At 71.4% G+C, this 17,764-nt stretch carries 16 protein-coding genes; 3 read left to right on the top strand and 13 right to left on the bottom strand.

Going from position 1 to position 17,764, the window contains the following annotated elements:
- Positions 1-16: 16 nt before the first annotated feature.
- From murD to LOK55_RS08095, 8 genes are all read right to left on the bottom strand, one after another.
- The gene (gene murD / locus LOK55_RS08060; RefSeq protein ID WP_374107636.1) at positions 17-1,567 is read right to left on the bottom strand and encodes a UDP-N-acetylmuramoyl-L-alanine--D-glutamate ligase; all 1,551 of its coding nucleotides are present in this window, start codon (positions 1,565-1,567) and stop codon (positions 17-19) included.
- Positions 1,549-2,658: a phospho-N-acetylmuramoyl-pentapeptide-transferase gene (gene mraY / locus LOK55_RS08065; RefSeq protein WP_229934960.1), complete on the bottom strand. Its 1,110-nt coding sequence runs from the start codon at positions 2,656-2,658 to the stop codon at positions 1,549-1,551. The genes murD and mraY overlap by 19 nt, the downstream gene beginning before the upstream one ends.
- Positions 2,655-4,079, bottom strand: a complete 1,425-nt coding sequence (murF, locus tag LOK55_RS08070; protein ID WP_229934961.1) for a UDP-N-acetylmuramoyl-tripeptide--D-alanyl-D-alanine ligase — start codon at positions 4,077-4,079, stop codon at positions 2,655-2,657. Before murF ends, mraY begins: the two co-directional genes overlap by 4 nt.
- A 31-nt stretch (positions 4,080-4,110) precedes the next feature.
- Positions 4,111-5,925, bottom strand: a complete 1,815-nt coding sequence (locus LOK55_RS08075; protein WP_229934962.1) for a penicillin-binding protein 2 — start codon at positions 5,923-5,925, stop codon at positions 4,111-4,113.
- 4 nt (positions 5,926-5,929) lie between these two features.
- Entirely contained in the window at positions 5,930-6,544 is a 615-nt protein-coding gene (locus LOK55_RS08080) for a hypothetical protein (protein WP_229934963.1), read from the bottom strand.
- Complete coding sequence (rsmH, locus tag LOK55_RS08085; RefSeq protein WP_229934964.1) at positions 6,541-7,500, bottom strand: 16S rRNA (cytosine(1402)-N(4))-methyltransferase RsmH; 960 nt, start codon at positions 7,498-7,500, stop codon at positions 6,541-6,543. The genes LOK55_RS08080 and rsmH overlap by 4 nt, the downstream gene beginning before the upstream one ends.
- A 97-nt stretch (positions 7,501-7,597) precedes the next feature.
- Positions 7,598-8,029 (bottom strand): division/cell wall cluster transcriptional repressor MraZ, encoded by a 432-nt coding sequence (gene mraZ, locus LOK55_RS08090; RefSeq protein ID WP_196324890.1) that lies wholly within the window; start codon positions 8,027-8,029, stop codon positions 7,598-7,600.
- Positions 8,030-8,209: 180 nt separating this feature from the next.
- Positions 8,210-8,599, bottom strand: a complete 390-nt coding sequence (locus LOK55_RS08095) for a DUF3040 domain-containing protein (RefSeq protein ID WP_141378643.1) — start codon at positions 8,597-8,599, stop codon at positions 8,210-8,212.
- A gap of 78 nt (positions 8,600-8,677) precedes the next feature.
- Here LOK55_RS08095 and LOK55_RS08100 point away from each other — a divergent pair, with 78 nt between their 5' ends.
- Positions 8,678-9,775 (top strand): polyprenyl synthetase family protein, encoded by a 1,098-nt coding sequence (locus LOK55_RS08100; RefSeq protein WP_141378641.1) that lies wholly within the window; start codon positions 8,678-8,680, stop codon positions 9,773-9,775.
- A gap of 14 nt (positions 9,776-9,789) precedes the next feature.
- On the opposite strand, the gene LOK55_RS08105 is transcribed toward LOK55_RS08100, so the two are convergent.
- Positions 9,790-10,140: an Rv2175c family DNA-binding protein gene (locus tag LOK55_RS08105; protein WP_196325323.1), complete on the bottom strand. Its 351-nt coding sequence runs from the start codon at positions 10,138-10,140 to the stop codon at positions 9,790-9,792.
- 150 nt (positions 10,141-10,290) lie between these two features.
- On the opposite strand from LOK55_RS08105, the gene LOK55_RS08110 reads away from it, so the two are divergent.
- Positions 10,291-11,376: a LysM domain-containing protein gene (locus LOK55_RS08110; protein ID WP_229934965.1), complete on the top strand. Its 1,086-nt coding sequence runs from the start codon at positions 10,291-10,293 to the stop codon at positions 11,374-11,376.
- Between the two features lie 94 nt (positions 11,377-11,470).
- Positions 11,471-13,387, top strand: coding sequence for a Stk1 family PASTA domain-containing Ser/Thr kinase (pknB, locus tag LOK55_RS08115; RefSeq protein ID WP_229934966.1), 1,917 nt, complete (start codon positions 11,471-11,473; stop codon positions 13,385-13,387).
- Positions 13,388-13,460: 73 nt separating this feature from the next.
- Here the strand turns inward: pknB and LOK55_RS08120 are convergent, their stop codons facing one another.
- The 4 genes from LOK55_RS08120 to LOK55_RS08135 form a co-directional block, all read right to left on the bottom strand.
- A complete protein-coding gene (locus tag LOK55_RS08120; protein WP_229934967.1) occupies positions 13,461-14,417 on the bottom strand; it encodes a hypothetical protein in 957 nt (318 codons plus the stop codon).
- A gap of 142 nt (positions 14,418-14,559) precedes the next feature.
- Positions 14,560-15,897: a class II 3-deoxy-7-phosphoheptulonate synthase gene (locus tag LOK55_RS08125; RefSeq protein ID WP_196325025.1), complete on the bottom strand. Its 1,338-nt coding sequence runs from the start codon at positions 15,895-15,897 to the stop codon at positions 14,560-14,562.
- 53 nt (positions 15,898-15,950) lie between these two features.
- Positions 15,951-16,667, bottom strand: coding sequence for a 1-acyl-sn-glycerol-3-phosphate acyltransferase (locus LOK55_RS08130; protein ID WP_229934968.1), 717 nt, complete (start codon positions 16,665-16,667; stop codon positions 15,951-15,953).
- Entirely contained in the window at positions 16,667-17,650 is a 984-nt protein-coding gene (locus tag LOK55_RS08135) for an ROK family glucokinase (RefSeq protein ID WP_141378794.1), read from the bottom strand. Before LOK55_RS08135 ends, LOK55_RS08130 begins: the two co-directional genes overlap by 1 nt.
- Positions 17,651-17,764 lie beyond the last annotated feature (114 nt).

The raw sequence follows: 17,764 nt of genomic DNA on the forward strand, positions 1-17,764 counted from the left end.
CACCTCCGTCCTCCGTCTATTCGGCCGAGGGCTGCTCGCCGATCCTGTCGTGCACGGCCCGCGCGAAGCGGGTGCCGCGGTCGGAGTAGGACGTGAACTGATCGAAGGATGCCGCGGCCGGAGCGAGGAGGACCACGTCTCCGTCACGGGCGATTCCCGCCGCCAGTTCGACGACCTGCGCCATGACGTCTTCAGTTTGTGTGTGGTCGACCTCGAACAGCGGAATGGCAGGCGCGTGTCGCCCGAACGCCTCGACGATGCCCGTCCGATCGACGCCGATCACGATCGCGGCGCGCACCCCCGCACCGCGCGCGGCGACGAGGTCGGAGATGTCGACGCCCTTGAGGTCGCCGCCGACGACCCAGACGGCGCCCGGGAACGCGGCGAGCGACGAGGCGGCGGCGTGCGGGTTCGTGGCCTTCGAATCGTCGACCCAGGTGACTCCGGATGAGACGGCGACGACCTCGATGCGGTGCGGGTCGAGACGGAAGCCCCCGAGGGCGTCTCTGATCGCCCCGGGCGACACGTCGAGCGAGCGGGCCAGCGCGGAGGCGGCGAGGATGTTCGCGACCATGTGCGGCGCGGCGAGACCGACGGATGCCAGCTCGTCGAGCGTCGTCAGCTCGAGCGCGCTCCGGTGCCGGTCTTCGACGAAGGCGCGGTCGACGAGAATGCCGTCGACGAGGCCTACGTCGCTCGGGCCCGGCACTCCGAGGTCGAAGCCGATGGCGCGGCATCCCTCGACCACATCCGCCTCTTCGACCATCTCGCGGGTGGCGACGTCGGCCTTGTTGTAGACGCAGGCGATCCGCGTGTTCTGGTAGACGACGGCCTTCGCGTCGCGGTAGGCCCGTGCCGAGCCGTGCCACTGCAGGTGGTCGTCGGCGAGGTTGAGGCACACGCTCGCGTACGGCGAGAGCGCGCCCTCGCCGGTCTGCAGGGAGAGGTACCAGAGCTGATGGCTGGAGAGCTCGACGACGAGCACGTCGAAGCCGGCCGGGTCGCGCACAGCGTCGAGCACCGGCACGCCGATGTTGCCGACCGGTGCGGCGCGCAGTCCCCCGGCGACCAGCATCGAGGCGGTGAGGCGCGTCGTGGTCGTCTTGCCGTTGGTTCCCGTGATGAGCACCCAGTCGGCGGGCGAGCCGTCGGCACGGAGCACCTTGTCGCGCACGCGCCAGGCGAGCTCGACGTCGCCCCACAGGGCGATGCCCGACGCCTGCGCCCACCGGATGAGCGGGTGGTGCGGTGCGAACCCGGGAGACGCGACGATCACCTCGGGGGCGAACTCGACGAGGGCGGCGGGCACCTCCTGCAGCGGCTCGACGACCAGCCGCGCACCGATGACGGGCACGAGCCGCGCGTATTCTTCGGATGCCTTCTCGGTGACCACGAGCACGTCGGCGCCGAGCTCGGCGAGCGTGTCGGCGGCCGAGAACCCGGTCATCGAGAGGCCGAGCACGGCGACCCGCAGGCCGCGCCAGTCGGCGTGCCAGCTGCGCAGGGCGTCGAGGTCGCGCACGTCGCCGCTCATCCGGTCGTCGCCGCTCACACCGAGGCCAGCCATTCGACGTAGAAGAGCCCGACGCCGGTGACGGCGAGCATCCCCGCGATGATCCACATGCGCACGACGATCGTGATCTCGGGCCAGCCGCGCATCTCGAGGTGGTGGTGGAACGGACTCATCAGGAACAGCCGCTTGCCGCCGGTGGCCTTGAAGTACACGCGCTGCAGGATGACCGAGCCGGGGCCGATGATGAAGACGCCGGCGATGATGACCGAGAGGATCTCGGTACGCGAGAGCACCGCCATCGCGACGATGACGCCACCGATCGCCATCGACCCGACGTCGCCCATGAAGATCTTCGCCTTCGGGGCGTTCCACCACAGGAAGCCGACGAGCGCGCCGACGAACGACGCCGCGATGATCGTGAGGTCCATGGGGTCGCGGGTGTCGTAACAGGCCGCCTGGTAGGCGGCCACGAGCGCCTCCGACGTGCAGCGCTGCTGGAACTGCCAGAAGGTCACCAGGCTGTACGCCGAGATCGTGAAGATCCCCGCGCCGGTGGCGAGACCGTCGAGACCGTCGGTGAGGTTCGTGGCGTTCGACCAGGCGACGGAGAGGAACGAGATCCACACGAGGTAGGCGATCGACCCGATGATCGCGCCGAGGGCGAGGAACGACAGCATCGGGATGTCGCGGAAGAACGAGATGTACGGGGATGCCGGGGTCTGCGCGACCCGGTTGGGGAAGTTCAGCGCGACGATGCCGAACGGCACCGCGACGAGCACCTGGCCGACGACCTTGCGCCATCCGGACAGACCGAGGCTCCGCTGCTGGCGCACCTTCAGGTAGTCGTCGATGAAGCCGACGGCGCCGAGACCCACCATCATCCAGATGACGAGGAGGCCGGAGATCGAGGGCGGCGCTCCGCCGGTGAGCGTGCCGACGAGGTAGCCGACGATCGACCCGATGATGAAGATCACGCCGCCCATGGTGGGCGTGCCGCGCTTGGCCTGATGGTTCGGGTTGTGCGCGTTCTCCGGGGTGCGGATCACCTGCCCCCACCCGAGCTTCTCGAACAGCCGGATGAACAGCGGCGTGAGGAAGAGGGTGAAGGCGAGTGAGATCGTGGCAGCCGTCAGCAGGGATCTCACGAGAACGATTCTCCCAGACGATCGCCCAGATGACGCAGGCCCGCCGAGTTCGACGACTTCACCAGCACGCGGTCGCCGTCGCGCAGCTCACCGAGGAGGTACTCGTACGCCTCGTCGGCGGTCTCGAAGAACACCGCTTCGCCGTCCCACGATCCTTCGCCGACGGCGGCGAGATAGAGCCTGCGCGCGTCGCGGCCGACCACGACGATCCGCTCGATGCGCAGCCGCACCGCCTGCAGACCGATGCGGTCGTGCTCTTCGCCGGCGAACTCGCCCAGTTCGCTCATCGCGCCGAGCACCGCCACCTTGCGCTGGCCGGGCTCGGTGATCTGCGCGAGGGTGCGCAGCGCCGCCGACATCGAGTCGGGGCTCGCGTTGTAGGCGTCGTTGATGATCCGCACGCGCTCCGACCCGAGCGGCTGCATGCGCCAGCGCTCGGCGATCTCGACGGTCTCCAGGCGCGCCACGGCGTCCGGAAGCGACACGCCCAGCTCCCCCGCCGCGGCGATCGCGGCGAGGGCGTTCATGACGTGGTGCTCGCCGAGCACGCGCAGGTGCAGAGGCATCCGTTCCGCCCCGCGGACGATCACGCAGCGCGTTCCGGAGGCGGTGACCTCGACGTCTTCGGCGCGGATCTCGGCGCTCGGTCCGCGGCCGAACCAGCGCACGGCGGCGCCTCGCGCCTCGGCGACCGACGCCATCGCGGCGACGCGCGGATCGTCGGCGTTGAGCACGGCGACCCCGCCCGGGCGGATCGCCTCGACGAGCTCGGTCTTCGCCTTCTGCGTCGCCTCGACCCCGCCGAACCCGCCGGCGTGGGCGAGACCCACCATGAGCACGACGCCGACGTCGGGGGTGACGAGACCCGCGAGGCGCGCGATCTCCCCCGGGCCGGATGCCCCGAACTCGCTCACCAGGTAGCGCGTGGTCTCCAGGGCGCGCAGCATCGTCAGCGGGGCGCCGACCTCGTTGTTGTAGGAGCCGCGCGGGGCGATCGTCTCGCCCTCGTCCTGCAGGATGCGGGCGAGCAGGTTCTTGGTCGTCGTCTTGCCGTTCGAGCCGGTGATCCCGACGATCCGGAGCGCCCCGGCGGAGCGCACGCGCGCGACGACGGTGCGGGCGAGGTCGGCCAGCGCCTCGACGGCGTCTGCGACGACGATCTGGCTCACCGGGGCATCCTCGGGGGTCTCGACGAGGTGCTCGACGACCGCGAGCGCAGCGCCCGCCTCGGCGGCGGCGCCGACGAAACGGTGCCCGTCGGTGGCCTCGCCGGGCTTGGCGACGAAGATGTCGCCCGTCCCGATCACCCGGGAGTCGGTGTCGACGGCGCCGCTGACGACCGTCTCGGGCCCATCGCCCCCGGCGAGGTGAAGGGTTCCGCCGACGGCGTCGGCGATTTGTGAGAGGGTCATCCGGATCATGGCTGGGGGTTCCTCACGCGCACGGGGCGCGTCAATACATCACGGGCAGCAGCGGCGTCGCCGAGTTCGACGGCATGACGCGGTAGTGGGTGAGCACCTGCATCATGGCCTTCTTGAAGACGGACCGGTTCGCGGACGACATCCGGTTGGTCTTGGGCTCATCGAACAGCGTCAGAACAACGTACTGCGGATCGTCGGCGGGGGCGAACCCGGCGAGCGAGGTCATGTACAGCCCGTCCTTGTAGCCACCGGCACCATCGGGCACCTGCGCCGTTCCGGTCTTGACCGCCAGGCGGTAGCCGGGGATGTTGATGTCCTGCGCCAGCGTGCCCTGCGCGTAGACGTTCTCGAGCATCTGCGAGACCTGCGCCGCGGTGTCGGGCTTGATGACCTGCACGGGGTCGGGCTCGTCGGGAGTCACGACCGTGCCGTCGGGCTCGGTGCAGGATTCGACGAGGCTGGCCGGCAGCCGCACGCCGCCGTTCGCGATCGTCTGGAAGACGCTGACGACCTGGGTCGGGGTCACCGTGAACGCCTGACCGAACGTGGTCGTGTAGTAGGTCTGGTTGTCCCAGTCCTTCGAGTCGGACGAGAATCCGGCCGTCGGCGATCCCGACCAGTTCAGGGCGTCGCCGCCGCCCACTCCGAACCGCTGCAGATAGTCCTGACGCACATCGGCGGGCACGAGCGTGCCGAACTGGCTCATCGCGACGTTGGACGATTCGACGAGACCCCCGGTGAGGGTCAGGTTCTCGGTCGGGTGGCTCTCCGAGTCGTTGACGACGGCCCCGTTGGGGAACTCGATCCGGTCGGGCACCTCGACCGTCGAGGTCGGGGTGAGGCCGGCCTGCTCGATCGCGGTCGCGGCGGTCACCGGCTTGAACGTCGATCCGGGCTCGTACGCGACGCGCAGCAGGCGCGATCCGCGGTCATCGGGGGCCGAGGCGCCGGGGTCGTTCGGGTCGACGGTGGGGGTCTCCGCGATCGCGCGGATCTTGCCCGTCTTCACCTCCATCACCATGATCCCGCCCCAGTCGGCCTGATAATGGGCGGTCTCCTCGGCGATCAGCTGCTGCAGGTACCACTGCAGGTCGGTGTCGATCGTGAGCTTCAGCGTGCCGCCGTTGACGGCGGGGGTCTCGACCTCGGTGCCGGGGATGATGACCCCGTCCGCACCGCTCTGATAGGTGCGGGTGCCGTCGGTGGCGGCGAGGCACTGGTTCTGCAGGTCTTCAAGGCCCTCGAGGGGAGTGCCGTCCGACCCGACGAAGCCGAGGATGTTGCCGGCGACCGCACCGTCGGGGTAGGTGCGCGACGGATGCTGGGGGAACGACAGGAACGGCAGCGTGAGGTCCGCCAGTGCCCGGTACTCCTCCGTCGACACGTACTGCTTCACGTAGGCGAACCGCGACTCGGGGTTCTCCGCGACGGCGTCGTCGGCGACCTTCTGCACGTCGGCGGCCGACTGGCCGGTGACGGCCGCGATGCGCGCGGCGAGGTCGGGCCAGCCGATCATCTCCGGTTCGCCGTCGGCGCCCTTGACGACGTTGCCGTCGGCATCGGTCTTCGCGATCCCCTGCACGGCGAGCATGGGGTCGATCTGCACGTCGTAGAGCAGCGTGCTCGTGGCCAGCACCGTGCCGTTCGTGTCCACGATCTCGCCGCGGGCGCCGTAGAGGGTCTGCTTCGCGCCGGTCGCGAGCGACTGCGCGTCGTTGATGTGGTCGTTGGCGTTCACGACCTGGATGTCGACGAGACGCACGACGAAGGCGGCGAGGACCACCAGCACGATGGCGAGTGCGACGACGGAGCGACGGCGGGGGCTGCGAGTGGCGCGGGTCGTCATGATCTCAGTGTGTGGCGGGGGTCGGCAGACCGTCGGCGATGGCGGGGGGTGTCGATGTATCGGCGGCCGAGGCGGCGATCGCCTCGTCGGCGACGCTCTTTCCCGCGCCGATGCTCGCCGCCGGATCGGACACGAGGGGCACGCCGGCGACGAGCGCGTTCGCCACCGCCGCCTGGCTGAGGGCGTTGACCGAGCTCGCCCCGTTCGCTCCGGCGGCGGTGCCGATGATCGTCGCGTCGCTCAACCGCAGGAAGGTGGGCGCCTGACCGGTGACCATGCCGAGCGCCGATGCGTTGGCCGCCAAGTACTGCGGTGAGCTGAGGCCGGCGAGCGAGTCGGTGAGCATCTGCTTCTGGTAGTCGAGCGTGCGCTGCTGCGAGGTCAGTTCGGAGAGCTGGTACGACGCCTGCGTCGTGAGGATCGACAGCCCCATCTGCGCGGCGCCGATCAGCACCGCGCCGGCGACGGCGACGACCCCGTAGAGCATCCGCGGGCGTCGTGGACGACGATGCGATTCGGGGCGTTCGAGCGCCTGGAGGCGCCGCTCCCGCTCGGGCGTCCGCGGCGCGGACGCGCCGAGGTGATCGGTCAGCAGGTCGAACTCTGCGGGCGCGCTCATGCCGCCTCCCTCACACGTTCGGCGGCGCGCAGGCGCACCGGGGTGGCTCGCGGATTGCGCTCCTTCTCCTCGTCGGAGGCGAGCTCGGCGCCTTTGACGAGCAGGCGGAAGCGCGGCGCGTGCTCGGGCAGCTCCACGGGCAGCCCCGACGGGGCGGTGGAGGACGAGGCATCCGCGAACACCCGCTTGACGAGACGGTCCTCGAGTGACTGGTAGCTCATCACGACGACCCGTCCGCCGACCCGGAGCAGGTCCATCGAGGCGGGGATCGCCCGGTCGAGCACGGCCAGCTCGGCGTTGACCTCGATGCGCAGCGCCTGGAACACCCGCTTCGCGGGGTGGCCGCGCCCCTCGCGCTGCACGGCGGCGGGGGTCGCGGCGATCAGGATGTCGACGAGCCGTCCGGTGCGCTCGATCGGCGCGTCCGCGCGGGCGGCGATGATCGCGCGGGCGTAGCGGCCGGCGAGCTTCTCCTCGCCGTAGCGCTCGAAGATGCGGCGCAGGTCCCCCTCGCCGTAGGTCGCGACGATGTCGGCGGCGGTCGTGCCCGCGGTCTGGTCCATCCGCATGTCGAGCGGCGCGTCCTGCGCGTACGCGAAGCCGCGCGCCGCCTCGTCGAGCTGCAGCGACGAGACGCCGAGATCGAACAGCACGCCGTCGATGCGCGAGACGCCGGCGGATGCCACGGCGTCCGCGATCCCGTCGTACACGGTGTGCACGAGCGTGACCCGGTCGCCGAAGCGCGCCAGACGCTCCCCCGCGATGCGGAGCGCGTCGGTGTCGCGATCGAGGCCGATGAGCCGGATGTCGGGGAAGCGCTCGAGGAGCGCCTCGGAGTGCCCGCCCATGCCTTCGGTGGCATCGACGAGCACCGCGCCCGGCTGCGCGAGCGCGGGGGCGAGCAGCTCGACGCAGCGCTCGAGCATCACCGGGGTGTGGATGTCGGAGTGGCTCATGATGCGGGGGCCGTGACCCGTGGCCCTGATCCCCATCCGCCTGACCTGGCACCGGGGAAGTGTGTCAGGGCGTGCGGCTGGGAGTCACGGTCACGGGTCAGAAGAGGCCCGGGATCACCTCCTGCTCCATGTCCGAGTAGCTGTCCTCGTTGCTGTCGGCGTAGGCGTTCCACGCCTCTGCGTCCCAGATCTCGGCGTGCGCGCCGACACCGGTCACCACGAGCTCGCGCCCGAGGTTCGCGTAGGCGCGCAGGTGCGGCGGCAGGGTGATGCGGCTCTGGCTGTCGGGCTTCTCGTCGCTCGCGCCGGAGAGGAACATGCGCTGGAAGTCGCGCGCCTGCTTGTTGGTCAGCGGCGCCTCGCGGATCTTCTCGTAGACCCGCTCGAACTCCTTCGTGCTGAAGACGTAGAGGCAGCGCTCCTGACCGCGGGTGACGACCACGCCGTCACCGAGATCGGTGCGGAACTTGGCCGGCAGGATCACGCGTCCCTTGTCGTCGAGCTTGGGGGTGTAGGTGCCCAGCAGCATCCACGACCACCCCCCTTCGCTCCGGCCCGCCTCAGGTTCGCACCACTTTACTCCACTTCCCTCCACTTCACTATGCGTTTCTGCGCGAATCCTCGCCCAGCACGCAAAAAAACACCGACCCGAAGGTCGGTGCTTCTGTGTGAGCCGCCGTGCCGACGGCGTGCGGTCAGGTGCGCGCGATCAGCGCTCGCCCTGCCGCTTGTCCCATCGATCGTTCATGCGGTCCATGAACGACGACGACGGGCCGGTCTGCTTCTTGGCGCCGGCAGACGGCGTGCGCCCGGCGTGCGCGGCATCCGTCGCTCCCGCGCTGCGACGGGCGGGGGTCGCGGCGAGCACGACGCCGCCGACCATGGCGACGAAGGCGAGCACGCCCACGACGATGAGCCCGCTCGAGACACCGACGATCAGACCGCCGAGGCCCACGAGCACGAGGACCGTGCCGTACACGATGTTGCGGTAGCTGAGCGTCTGCCCGTCACGAGGCGCGCTGACGACGTCGGCGTCCTTGTTCATGAGATGGCGTTCCATCTCGTCGAGCAGGCGCTGCTCCTGTTCTGACAGCGGCATGCGTCCCCCTGACGGGTGTAGCGGGCGGGTCCCGTTACCCACGATTCTACGCGTGCACCCGAGAACTAGGCTAGGCCTGTGCAGGCTTCCGACGACCCGATCGAGGCAGTTTCCCAGCGACTGGCTAGCTTCGTGACAGACCAGAGCGCGACGTGGGCGTCCGAGGGAGCGGAAGCGGCCGGTTTCGTGCGTGCCGGCGCCGATGCGCTGACCGGCGGGAAGCGTCTGCGGGCGCGGTTCTGCCTGGCCGGATGGCAGGCCGTCGCCGAGACGCGCTCGACCGATGACTCCCCCGCCGTGCCCGGCGACGACGTCATCGCCGCCGCGGCCGCGCTCGAGATCTTCCACGCGGCGGCGCTCGTGCACGACGACCTCATCGACAACTCGGACACCCGCCGCGGGCGGCCCGCCGCGCACCGCGCCCTCGAGGCCGCGCACCGCGCGGCGGGCTGGGCGGGCGATGCCGCGGCGTTCGGCCGCTCGGGCGCGATCCTGCTCGGCGACCTGCTCGTCGCCTGGAGCGACGATCTGCTCGAGGCGGGCCTGCGCACCGCCGAGCACGCCGCGGCCGCGCGCGAGGTCTACGCGCTGATGCGTCGCGAGGTGACGGTCGGGCAGTTCCTCGACATCGCCGAGGAGGCCGCCTACGTGACGTCGCCCGACGACACGCACGCCGAGCGGGCGCTCCGGGTCGCGTCACTGAAGTCCGCGCGGTACTCCGTGCAGCATCCCCTCCTGCTCGGCGCGGCGCTGGCGGGCGCGGATGCCGCGCAGACGCGCGCGCTCTCGGCCTTCGGCCACCCGCTGGGGCTCGCCTTCCAGCTGCGCGACGACGTGCTCGGGGTCTTCGGCGACAGCGCCGTGACCGGAAAGCCGTCGGGCGACGACCTGCGCGAGGGCAAGCGCACGGTGCTCGTCGCCTACACCCGCGAATCGCTGGATGCCGGGGCGCGCGCGGCCTTCGACGCGCTGCTCGGTGACCCGTCGCTCGACGACGCCCAGATCACCGCTCTGCAGCAGACGATCCGCGATTCGGGCGCGCTCGACCGGGTCGAGGAGCTCATCTCGCGCAGCGCCGCCGAGGCCGACGACGCGCTCCGCGGCGCGGACCTCGGGACCGAGGCCACGCAGGGGCTGCTGCGGCTCTCGCGCGACGCCACCGCCCGCGCCGCCTGAGCGTCTCCTCCTGGTCAGGCGAGAGACTGCGCGACGCGGCGCACCTCGGCCTTGCGGCCGCGGCGGAGCGCGTCGATCGGCGCGGCGCCGATGGAGTCTTCCTCGGTGATCAGCCAGTCGATCAGCTCGTCGTCGCTGAACCCGGCATCCTGCAGCACGATCACGGTGCCGCGCAGCGAACCGAGCGGTTCGCCGTCGACGACGAACACCTCGGGCACCGCGAACACTCCGGTGCGCTTCGAGCCGACGAGGTGACGGTCATCAAGCAGGCGACGGATGCGGCCGAGCGGTTCGCCGAGCACCTCGACCAGGTCGGGCAGGGTGAGCCAGGCGGTCTCGACGACGGGGACGGATTCTTCGGTCACCCCTCCACTATCGCACCGTCTCCTCGCCCCGCGCGCGGGCGCCGAGATGAACTCTCGTCACACGAGTCACTTCGATCACGTCTCTATACACCCGTTGACATGAATGCCGTTCCGTGACACGGTGGCCGGGTCGAAAGAAGGGGGAGATTCTTGCGACCGACATCCGCACGCATCCGCCATGGCGTCACCACCACGACCGCCCTGGTCGGTTCGGTGTCGCTGGCGTTCACCGCCACGCCCGCCGCCGCACAGGCTCTGGCCACCGCGCACACTCCGTCCGCGGCACACCCGGGCCTCCGCCTGGCTGTCACGGTGCCGCCGCCGATGGCGACGCTGCGCGCCCTGGAGACCGCGCCGGCGGAGGTGACCGTCGTCCCCGGCGACACGGTCAGCGACATCGCCGCGCGCTGGGGCCTCGCCACCGCCGACGTGCTCGCGTGGAACGGGCTCGACTGGTCGAGCATCATCCACCCCGGCCAGCGCCTCAGGCTCGCGCCACCCGCGGGCGGCGCGAACGTCACGCCCGCGCCGGCCGCCGAGGCCGCACCCGCCGCCCCCGCGACCGCCGTCGCATCCCACACGGTCACCGGCGGCGACACCCTGTGGGCGATCGCGCAGGACGCCGGCGTCGGCCTCGCCGCGCTGCTCGAGGCCAACGGTCTGGAGCGCGGCTCGATCATCTACCCCGGACAGACCCTGCTGATCCCGGGCGCCGGCGGAGCGCAGCCCGCCGCGGCCGCACCCGCGGCGCCGGCGCCCGCCGAGGCATCCCCCGCTCCTGCCCCCGCGCCCGCGCCCGCGACACCACCCGCCGCGGCCGCTCCCGTCGTGCTCGACGCCGAGCAGATCGAGAACGCCCGCATCATCATCGAGGTGGGCCGCAGCCGCGGCGTGTCCGAACGCGGCATCGCGATCGCGCTGGCGACGGGCATGGTCGAGTCGTGGCTGCGGAACATCGACTGGGGCGACCGCGACTCGCTCGGGCTGTTCCAGCAGCGCCCGAGCACGGGGTGGGGCACCGAAGACGAGGTGCGCGACCCGTACCGGGCGGCGGCCGCCTTCTTCGGCGGCCCGGACGACCCCAACGGCACGGCCACGCGGGGCCTCCTGGACGTGCCGGGCTGGGAGGCGATGGACTTCGGCGCCGCCGCGCAGGCCGTGCAGATCTCGGCGCACCCCGAACGGTACGGTCCGTGGGAGCAGCAGGCTGAGGAGTGGCTCGCGACGCTCGGCTGAACGCGTGGCCCAGTCGAGCGAACCGCACACCGAGGTCGCGCGTGCGGTGAGCCGCTCCCCGGGCCTTCGGCATCCACTCCCTAGAATCACGTAGGTGAGCACGAGCCAGCAGACGGACCCGCTGATCGGCCGTCTGGTCGACGGCCGGTACCGCGTTCGTGCCCGCATCGCCCGTGGCGGCATGGCCACCGTCTACGTCGCGACCGATCTGCGCCTCGAGCGCCGCGTCGCGCTGAAGGTGATGCACAGCCACCTCTCCGATGACACCGTCTTCCAGGGACGCTTCATCCAGGAGGCCCGCGCCGCCGCGCGCCTGGCCGATCCGCACGTCGTCAACGTCTTCGACCAGGGCCAGGACGGCGAGATGGCCTATCTCGTCATGGAGTACCTGCCCGGCATCACGCTGCGCGACCTCCTGCGCGAGCAGCGGCGACTGTCGATCCCGCAGACGATCACGATCATGGATGCCGTGCTGTCGGGCCTCGCCGCCGCACACCGCGCCGGGATCGTGCACCGCGACGTGAAGCCCGAGAACGTGCTGCTCGCCGAAGACGGCCGCATCAAGATCGGCGACTTCGGGCTCGCCCGCGCGACGAGCGCGAACACCGCCACCGGGCAGATGCTGCTCGGCACGATCGCCTACCTCGCCCCCGAGCTCGTCACCCGGGGCACCGCGGATGCCCGGAGCGACATCTACGCCCTCGGGATCATGCTGTACGAGATGCTCGTCGGCGAGCAGCCGTACAAGGGCGAGCAGCCGATGCAGATCGCCTACCAGCACGCAACCGACTCGGTGCCGCGGCCGTCGGCGAAGAACCCGGGCGTGCCCGAGCAGCTCGACGAGCTCGTCATGTGGGCGACCGAGCGCGAACCCGACGAGCGTCCGTCCGACGCGCGTGCGATGCTCGACCGGCTGCGTGAGATCGAGAAGGAGCTCGGCGTCTTCCCGCACGTCGTGCGGACGCCCGCCCCGGGGCTCGTCGCCGTCGACGACGGCGTCGACTCGGGCGAGGTCACCAAGATCATGCCGGGCACGTTCACCGCGCCCACCGTCACCGACGACGTCGACAACGCGACGCTGCTGCGCCGCCGCGCGCGGCGGAACGCCGGCAAGGGCTGGTGGCTGCTGCTGCTCGTGGTGGTCCTCGCGGGGCTCGCGGGCGGAGCCGGCTGGTGGTTCGGCACGGGGCCGGGATCGCTCGTCGCCGTGCCCGACGTCGCGGGGCAGAGCTTCGACGAGGCATCCAGGACGCTCGCCGCACAGTCGCTCGTCGCCGTCCCGGGCGAGGACTACAGCCGTGATGTCGCGGCGGGCCTCGCCATCCGCACCGAACCGGGCACCGGGGAGCGGCTCGACAAGGACAGCCAGGTCACCGTCGTGATCTCTCTCGGCCCCGCATCGCACGACATCGGCGCACTGGCGGGCCTCAGCCTCGACGACGCCACGCGCATCCTCGACGAGCTCTACATCACGGCATCCGACGATCCGTCGCGCGTGTTCACCGACGCCCCGGCCGACCAGGTCGTGTCCGCGTCGATCACGCCGCCCGGCGGCGGCGACGCCGTCGACTGCACGCAGGGATGCACCGCCCTCGAGGGGTCGACCGCGTCGTTCGAGGTCTCGGCGGGCGCGATCCCGGACGTCGCCGGCCGGAGCGTCGCCGACGCGACCTCGATCCTCGCCGATGTGATGCTCTCCGTCACCACCTCGGAGGAGTACAGCGACGACGTCGACAGCGGCCGCGTCGTGCGCGTCGACCACGGCGACGGCGTGCGCCCCGGCGACACCGTCACCCTCGTCGTCTCGAAGGGTCCGGAGCCGATCGAGGTCCCGGATGTCTCGGGGCAGACCGTCGCCGTCGCGATGCAGACACTGCGGGAAGCCGGCTTCGAGCCCGGCACCGCGCTGCCCGAGATCGTCTGGGGCATCTTCACCGTCGCGAGCACGAGCCCCGCCGCCGGCACGTCCCAGCTGCCCGGCACGAAGATCACCGTCCGCTCGACGGGCTGACCCGCCCCGCGCCGCGCCCCTCGATCCCACACCGAGAACGCGCGATAGCACCTCTCGGAGCCCGTTTGCGGTGCTATCGTGCGTTCTCGCGCGCGAGCGCGCGGGCGATCCGCGCGAGGAGGGCGCTCGGGTCGGGGACCAGGTCGTCCGCGCCGACGAGCATGACGTCGTAGCCGGCGTCCTGGAACAGCTGCACGCGGGTCAGGTCGCTCCGCCATCGCGAGCGCGAGGTGCGGTGCTCGTCGCCCTGGTACTCGATGAGGAGCCGCTGCCGCTCGTACCCGAGGTCGCTGTGCAGCACCCCCACCGCCGTCTTCACGGGGAGCTGCACCGCGGGCTCGGGCAGGCCCGCGTCGACGATGCGCAGGCGCAGCAGCGTCTCGCGGGGCGACTGCGCGCCCGGGCGGATGAGCGCCAGCGCTTCGCGCAGCGCGCGGGTGCCGCGGCCGCTTCGGGCGTCGACGGCGCGGGCGAGGTCTGCTGCCGTCGCGAGCGGCGGCAGCGTCGATCCCGTCGAGAGCCGCCGCTTGGTGGTCAGGTAGTCCCCCGCGGTCACGAGCGCGTCGCGGCCGAGCAGCATCCTCGGTTCCGTCGCGCCACGGGTCGCGAGATGGCACCAGGTCGCGAGGGGGCCGATCACCCGCAGCCCCGCGTGCACGCGGCGATCCGGGTCATCCGATGTCGATCGCCCGATGACGTGGTGGTGACGCACCGGCACCCGTCCGCCGACCGTGAGCACGTGCAGCGGCTCGATCGGCGCGTACCGCTGCGGAAGGGGGATGCTCCAGAGCCGGGCAGCGGTCAGATGGCTGAACCAGTGCTGCGGGCCGAGCGCCACCGACAGCGCCGCGCATCGATCGAGCAGATCATCGGATGCCTCGGTGACGTAGATCCCGTGGTGCGGGTGGCCGAGGTCGCGCCCGCGCAGCCGCCCGCGCCCGACGCCCGCCGCGCGCGCCTGGTCGGCGGTGAACGCGCGCCCGCCGAACCGTTCGTCGAACGGCGGCGGCAGCGGCGTCGAGCGGGTCATGCGCCCAGTGTCACCCCGAGCGCCCGCGCCGCGCGCGATCTGTCCACACCCCGCGCGAGAACGCACGATAGCACCGCTCCGGGGCGCGAAGAGGTGCTGTTGTGCGTTCTCGGCGCCGGGCGGCGCGGGGGCCGCGCGAAGGTCAGCGCTTTTCGAGCTCCTCGGCCACCAGGAAGGCGAGTTCGAGCGACTGCATGTGGTTCAGGCGCGGGTCGCACAGGCTCTCGTAGCGGGTCGCGAGGGTCGCCTCGTCGATCTGCTCCGAGCCACCCAGGCACTCGGTGACGTCGTCGCCCGTGAGCTCGACGTGGATGCCTCCGGGGAAGGTGCCCACGGCGCGGTGCGCCTCGAAGAACCCGCGCACCTCGTCGACGACGTCGTCGAAGCGGCGCGTCTTGTAACCGGTGGGCGTGGTGATGCCGTTGCCGTGCATCGGGTCGGTGACCCAGAGGGGCGTGGCACCGGCATCCTTCACCGCTTCGAGCAGCGGCGGCAGCGCGTCGCGGATCTTGCCTGCGCCCATGCGCGTGATGAACGTCAGCCGGCCGGGCTCGCGCTCGGGGTCGAGCTTGTCGATGAGCTCGAGCGCCGTCTCGGGCGAGGTCGAGGGTCCGAGCTTCACGCCGATGGGGTTGCGGATCTTCGAGAAGTAGTCGACGTGGGCGCCGTCGAGCTCACGCGTGCGCTCCCCGATCCACAGGAAGTGCGCCGCGGTGTTGTACGGCGTTCCGGTGCGCGAGTCGACGCGGGTCATCGGCCGCTCGTAGTCCATCAGCAGGCCTTCGTGGCCGGTGTAGAACTCGACGCGCTTGAGCTCGTCGAAGTCGGCGCCGGCCGCCTCCATGAACTTGATCGCCCGGTCGATCTCGGTCGCGAGGCGCTCGTACTGCTGGTTCGCCGGGTTCTGCGCGAAGCCCTTGTTCCACGAGTGCACCTCGCGGAGGTCGGCGAAGCCGCCCTGCGTGAACGCGCGGATGAGATTGATGGTGGATGCCGCGGTGTGGTAGCCCTTCAGCAGCCGGGCCGGGTCGGGCTGGCGCGACAGCTCGGTGAAGTCGTAGCCGTTGACGATGTCGCCGCGGTAGGCGGGCAGCGTCACATCGCCGCGGGTCTCGGTGTCACTCGAGCGGGGCTTGGCGAACTGACCCGCCATGCGCCCCATCTTCACGACCGGCATGGATGCCCCGTAGGTCAGCACGACCGCCATCTGCAGCACCGTCTTGATGCGGTTGCGGATCTGCTCGGCCGTCGCGCCGGCGAAGGTCTCGGCGCAGTCGCCGCCCTGCAGCAGGAACGCCTGTCCGGCGGCCGCCTTCGCGAGCCGGTCGCGGAGGTTGTCGACCTCACCGGCGAACACGAGGGGCGGGAGCGACGCGATCTCGGCCGACACCGCGGCCACGGCGTCGAGGTCGGTCCAGCTCGGCTGCTGCTTGATCGGGAGCGTGCGCCAGTGATCCAGGTCGGCGTGCAGGGTGGGCATCCGGCCAGTCTAGTGGCGCCGCGAGAGGGTCGGATGCCGCGTGACGACGGCGATCAGGCGGCTTTCGAGCCCGCCTTCGCCGCGGTCTGCGCGGCGGCGGCGCGGTCTTTCACCGTCGAGGCGTACACGTCGGCGTACTGCTGCTCGCCGAGCCGCTGCAGCGCGACCATGATCTCGTCGGTCACCGAGCGCAGCACGAAGCGGTCGGACTCCATGCCGTGGAAGCGCGAGAAGTCGAGTGGTTCGCCGATCACCATGCCGACGCGCCCGATCCGCGGGATCGATCGGCCGATGGGCATGATCTCCCCCGTGTCGACCATGACGACGGGGACGACCGGCACGCGCGCCTCCAGCGCCATGCGCGCCAGGCCGGTGCGGCCACGGTAGAGCTTGCCGTCGGGGCTGCGGGTGCCCTCCGGATAGATGCCGAGCAGGTCGCCGCGGCCGAGCACCTGCAGCCCGGTGTTCAGGGAGTCCTCCGACGCCTTCCCGCCCGTGCGGTCGATGGGGATCTGCCCCGACGCCTTCATGAACATGCGGGTCGCCCAGCCTTTGAGGCCCTTGCCGGTGAAGTAGTCGCTCTTGGCGAGGAAGCTCATCGGGCGGTCGATCATGAGGGGCAGGAAGATCGAGTCGCTCACCGAGAGATGGTTCGAGGCGAGGATGGCCGCCCCGGATGCCGGGACGTTCGAGCGCCCGACGATCCACGGCCGGAAGATCGCCTTCACGATCGGGCCGATGACCACGTACTTCATGAACCAGTAGAACATCAGCGGCGCCCCAGACCGCCCGCGGCACTCGCGGCGGCGACCTCCGCCGTCGAACGGAGGCCGGCGAGGTCGGCGACGCCCACCAGTCCGGCGTCGTTGCCGAGGCTCGCCGTCACGAATCGGGCCGTGGGTCGCTCGCCGAAGCCCGGCAGCGACGTGTCGTAGGCGAGGCGGGTGGGCTCGAGCAGCGCATCACCGAGCTCGGCAACACCGCCGCCGACGACGATCAGGTCGGGGTCGAGCACCGCCTGGAACGCGCCGCAGGCCTCGCCGAGGGCGGTCGCCACGCGACGCACCGCCTCGAGGGCGCCCTCGTCGCCTTCATCGAGCAGCAGCGCGAGATCGGCGCCTGGCACGATCCCGGCGGCGTTCCGACGGGCCGCGACCCGCGCGCCGACACCGCCGGCGTCGGCGATGTCGGAGAGCTCGCGCTGCAGCGCGCGGCCGGACGCATACTGCTCCAGGCATCCGTTCTGCCCGCACCCGCAGGGCCGGCCGCCGCGGACGAAGCGCAGGTGGCCGAGCTCGGCGGCGCTGCCGTTCGCGCCGATGAGCAGGTGGCCGTCCGTGATGACGGCGCCGCCGACGCCCGTACCGAGGGTGACCATGACCATGTCGGTCGAACCGCGGCCCGCACCGAACCGGTACTCGCCCCAGCCCGCGGCGTTCGCGTCGTTCTCGAGGGTCACCGGGCGGCCGATGAGCGCCTCAAACTGCGCGCGCAGCGGGGCGTTGTGCCAGTCGATGTTGGGCGCGTGCAGCATGACGGATCGGCTGCGATCGATGTATCCCGCCGCGGCGACGCCGACGGCGTTCACCTCGTGGCGCGCGGCGAGCTCGGCGACCATGTCGGCCACGGCTCGCGCGAGCGCGTCGGTGTCGGTCGGAGTGGGCACCCGCAACCGCTCGAGAATCCGCCCGTCGGGCGCGACGACGCCGCCCGCGATCTTGGTGCCACCGATGTCGATGCCGACGTTGAGCACGACACTCCTCTCCCACCGCCCGGATGCCCCGCGCACTCCTCGTGCGGGGTCGCACGGCATCCGAGAGTCTAGTGTGGGAGCCACAGTTCTCCGGGGTCCCGTCGCCGGGTCTGA

The organism is Microbacterium sp. F2E (genome assembly GCF_020905435.1).
Classification (GTDB): domain Bacteria; phylum Actinomycetota; class Actinomycetes; order Actinomycetales; family Microbacteriaceae; genus Microbacterium; species Microbacterium lacticum.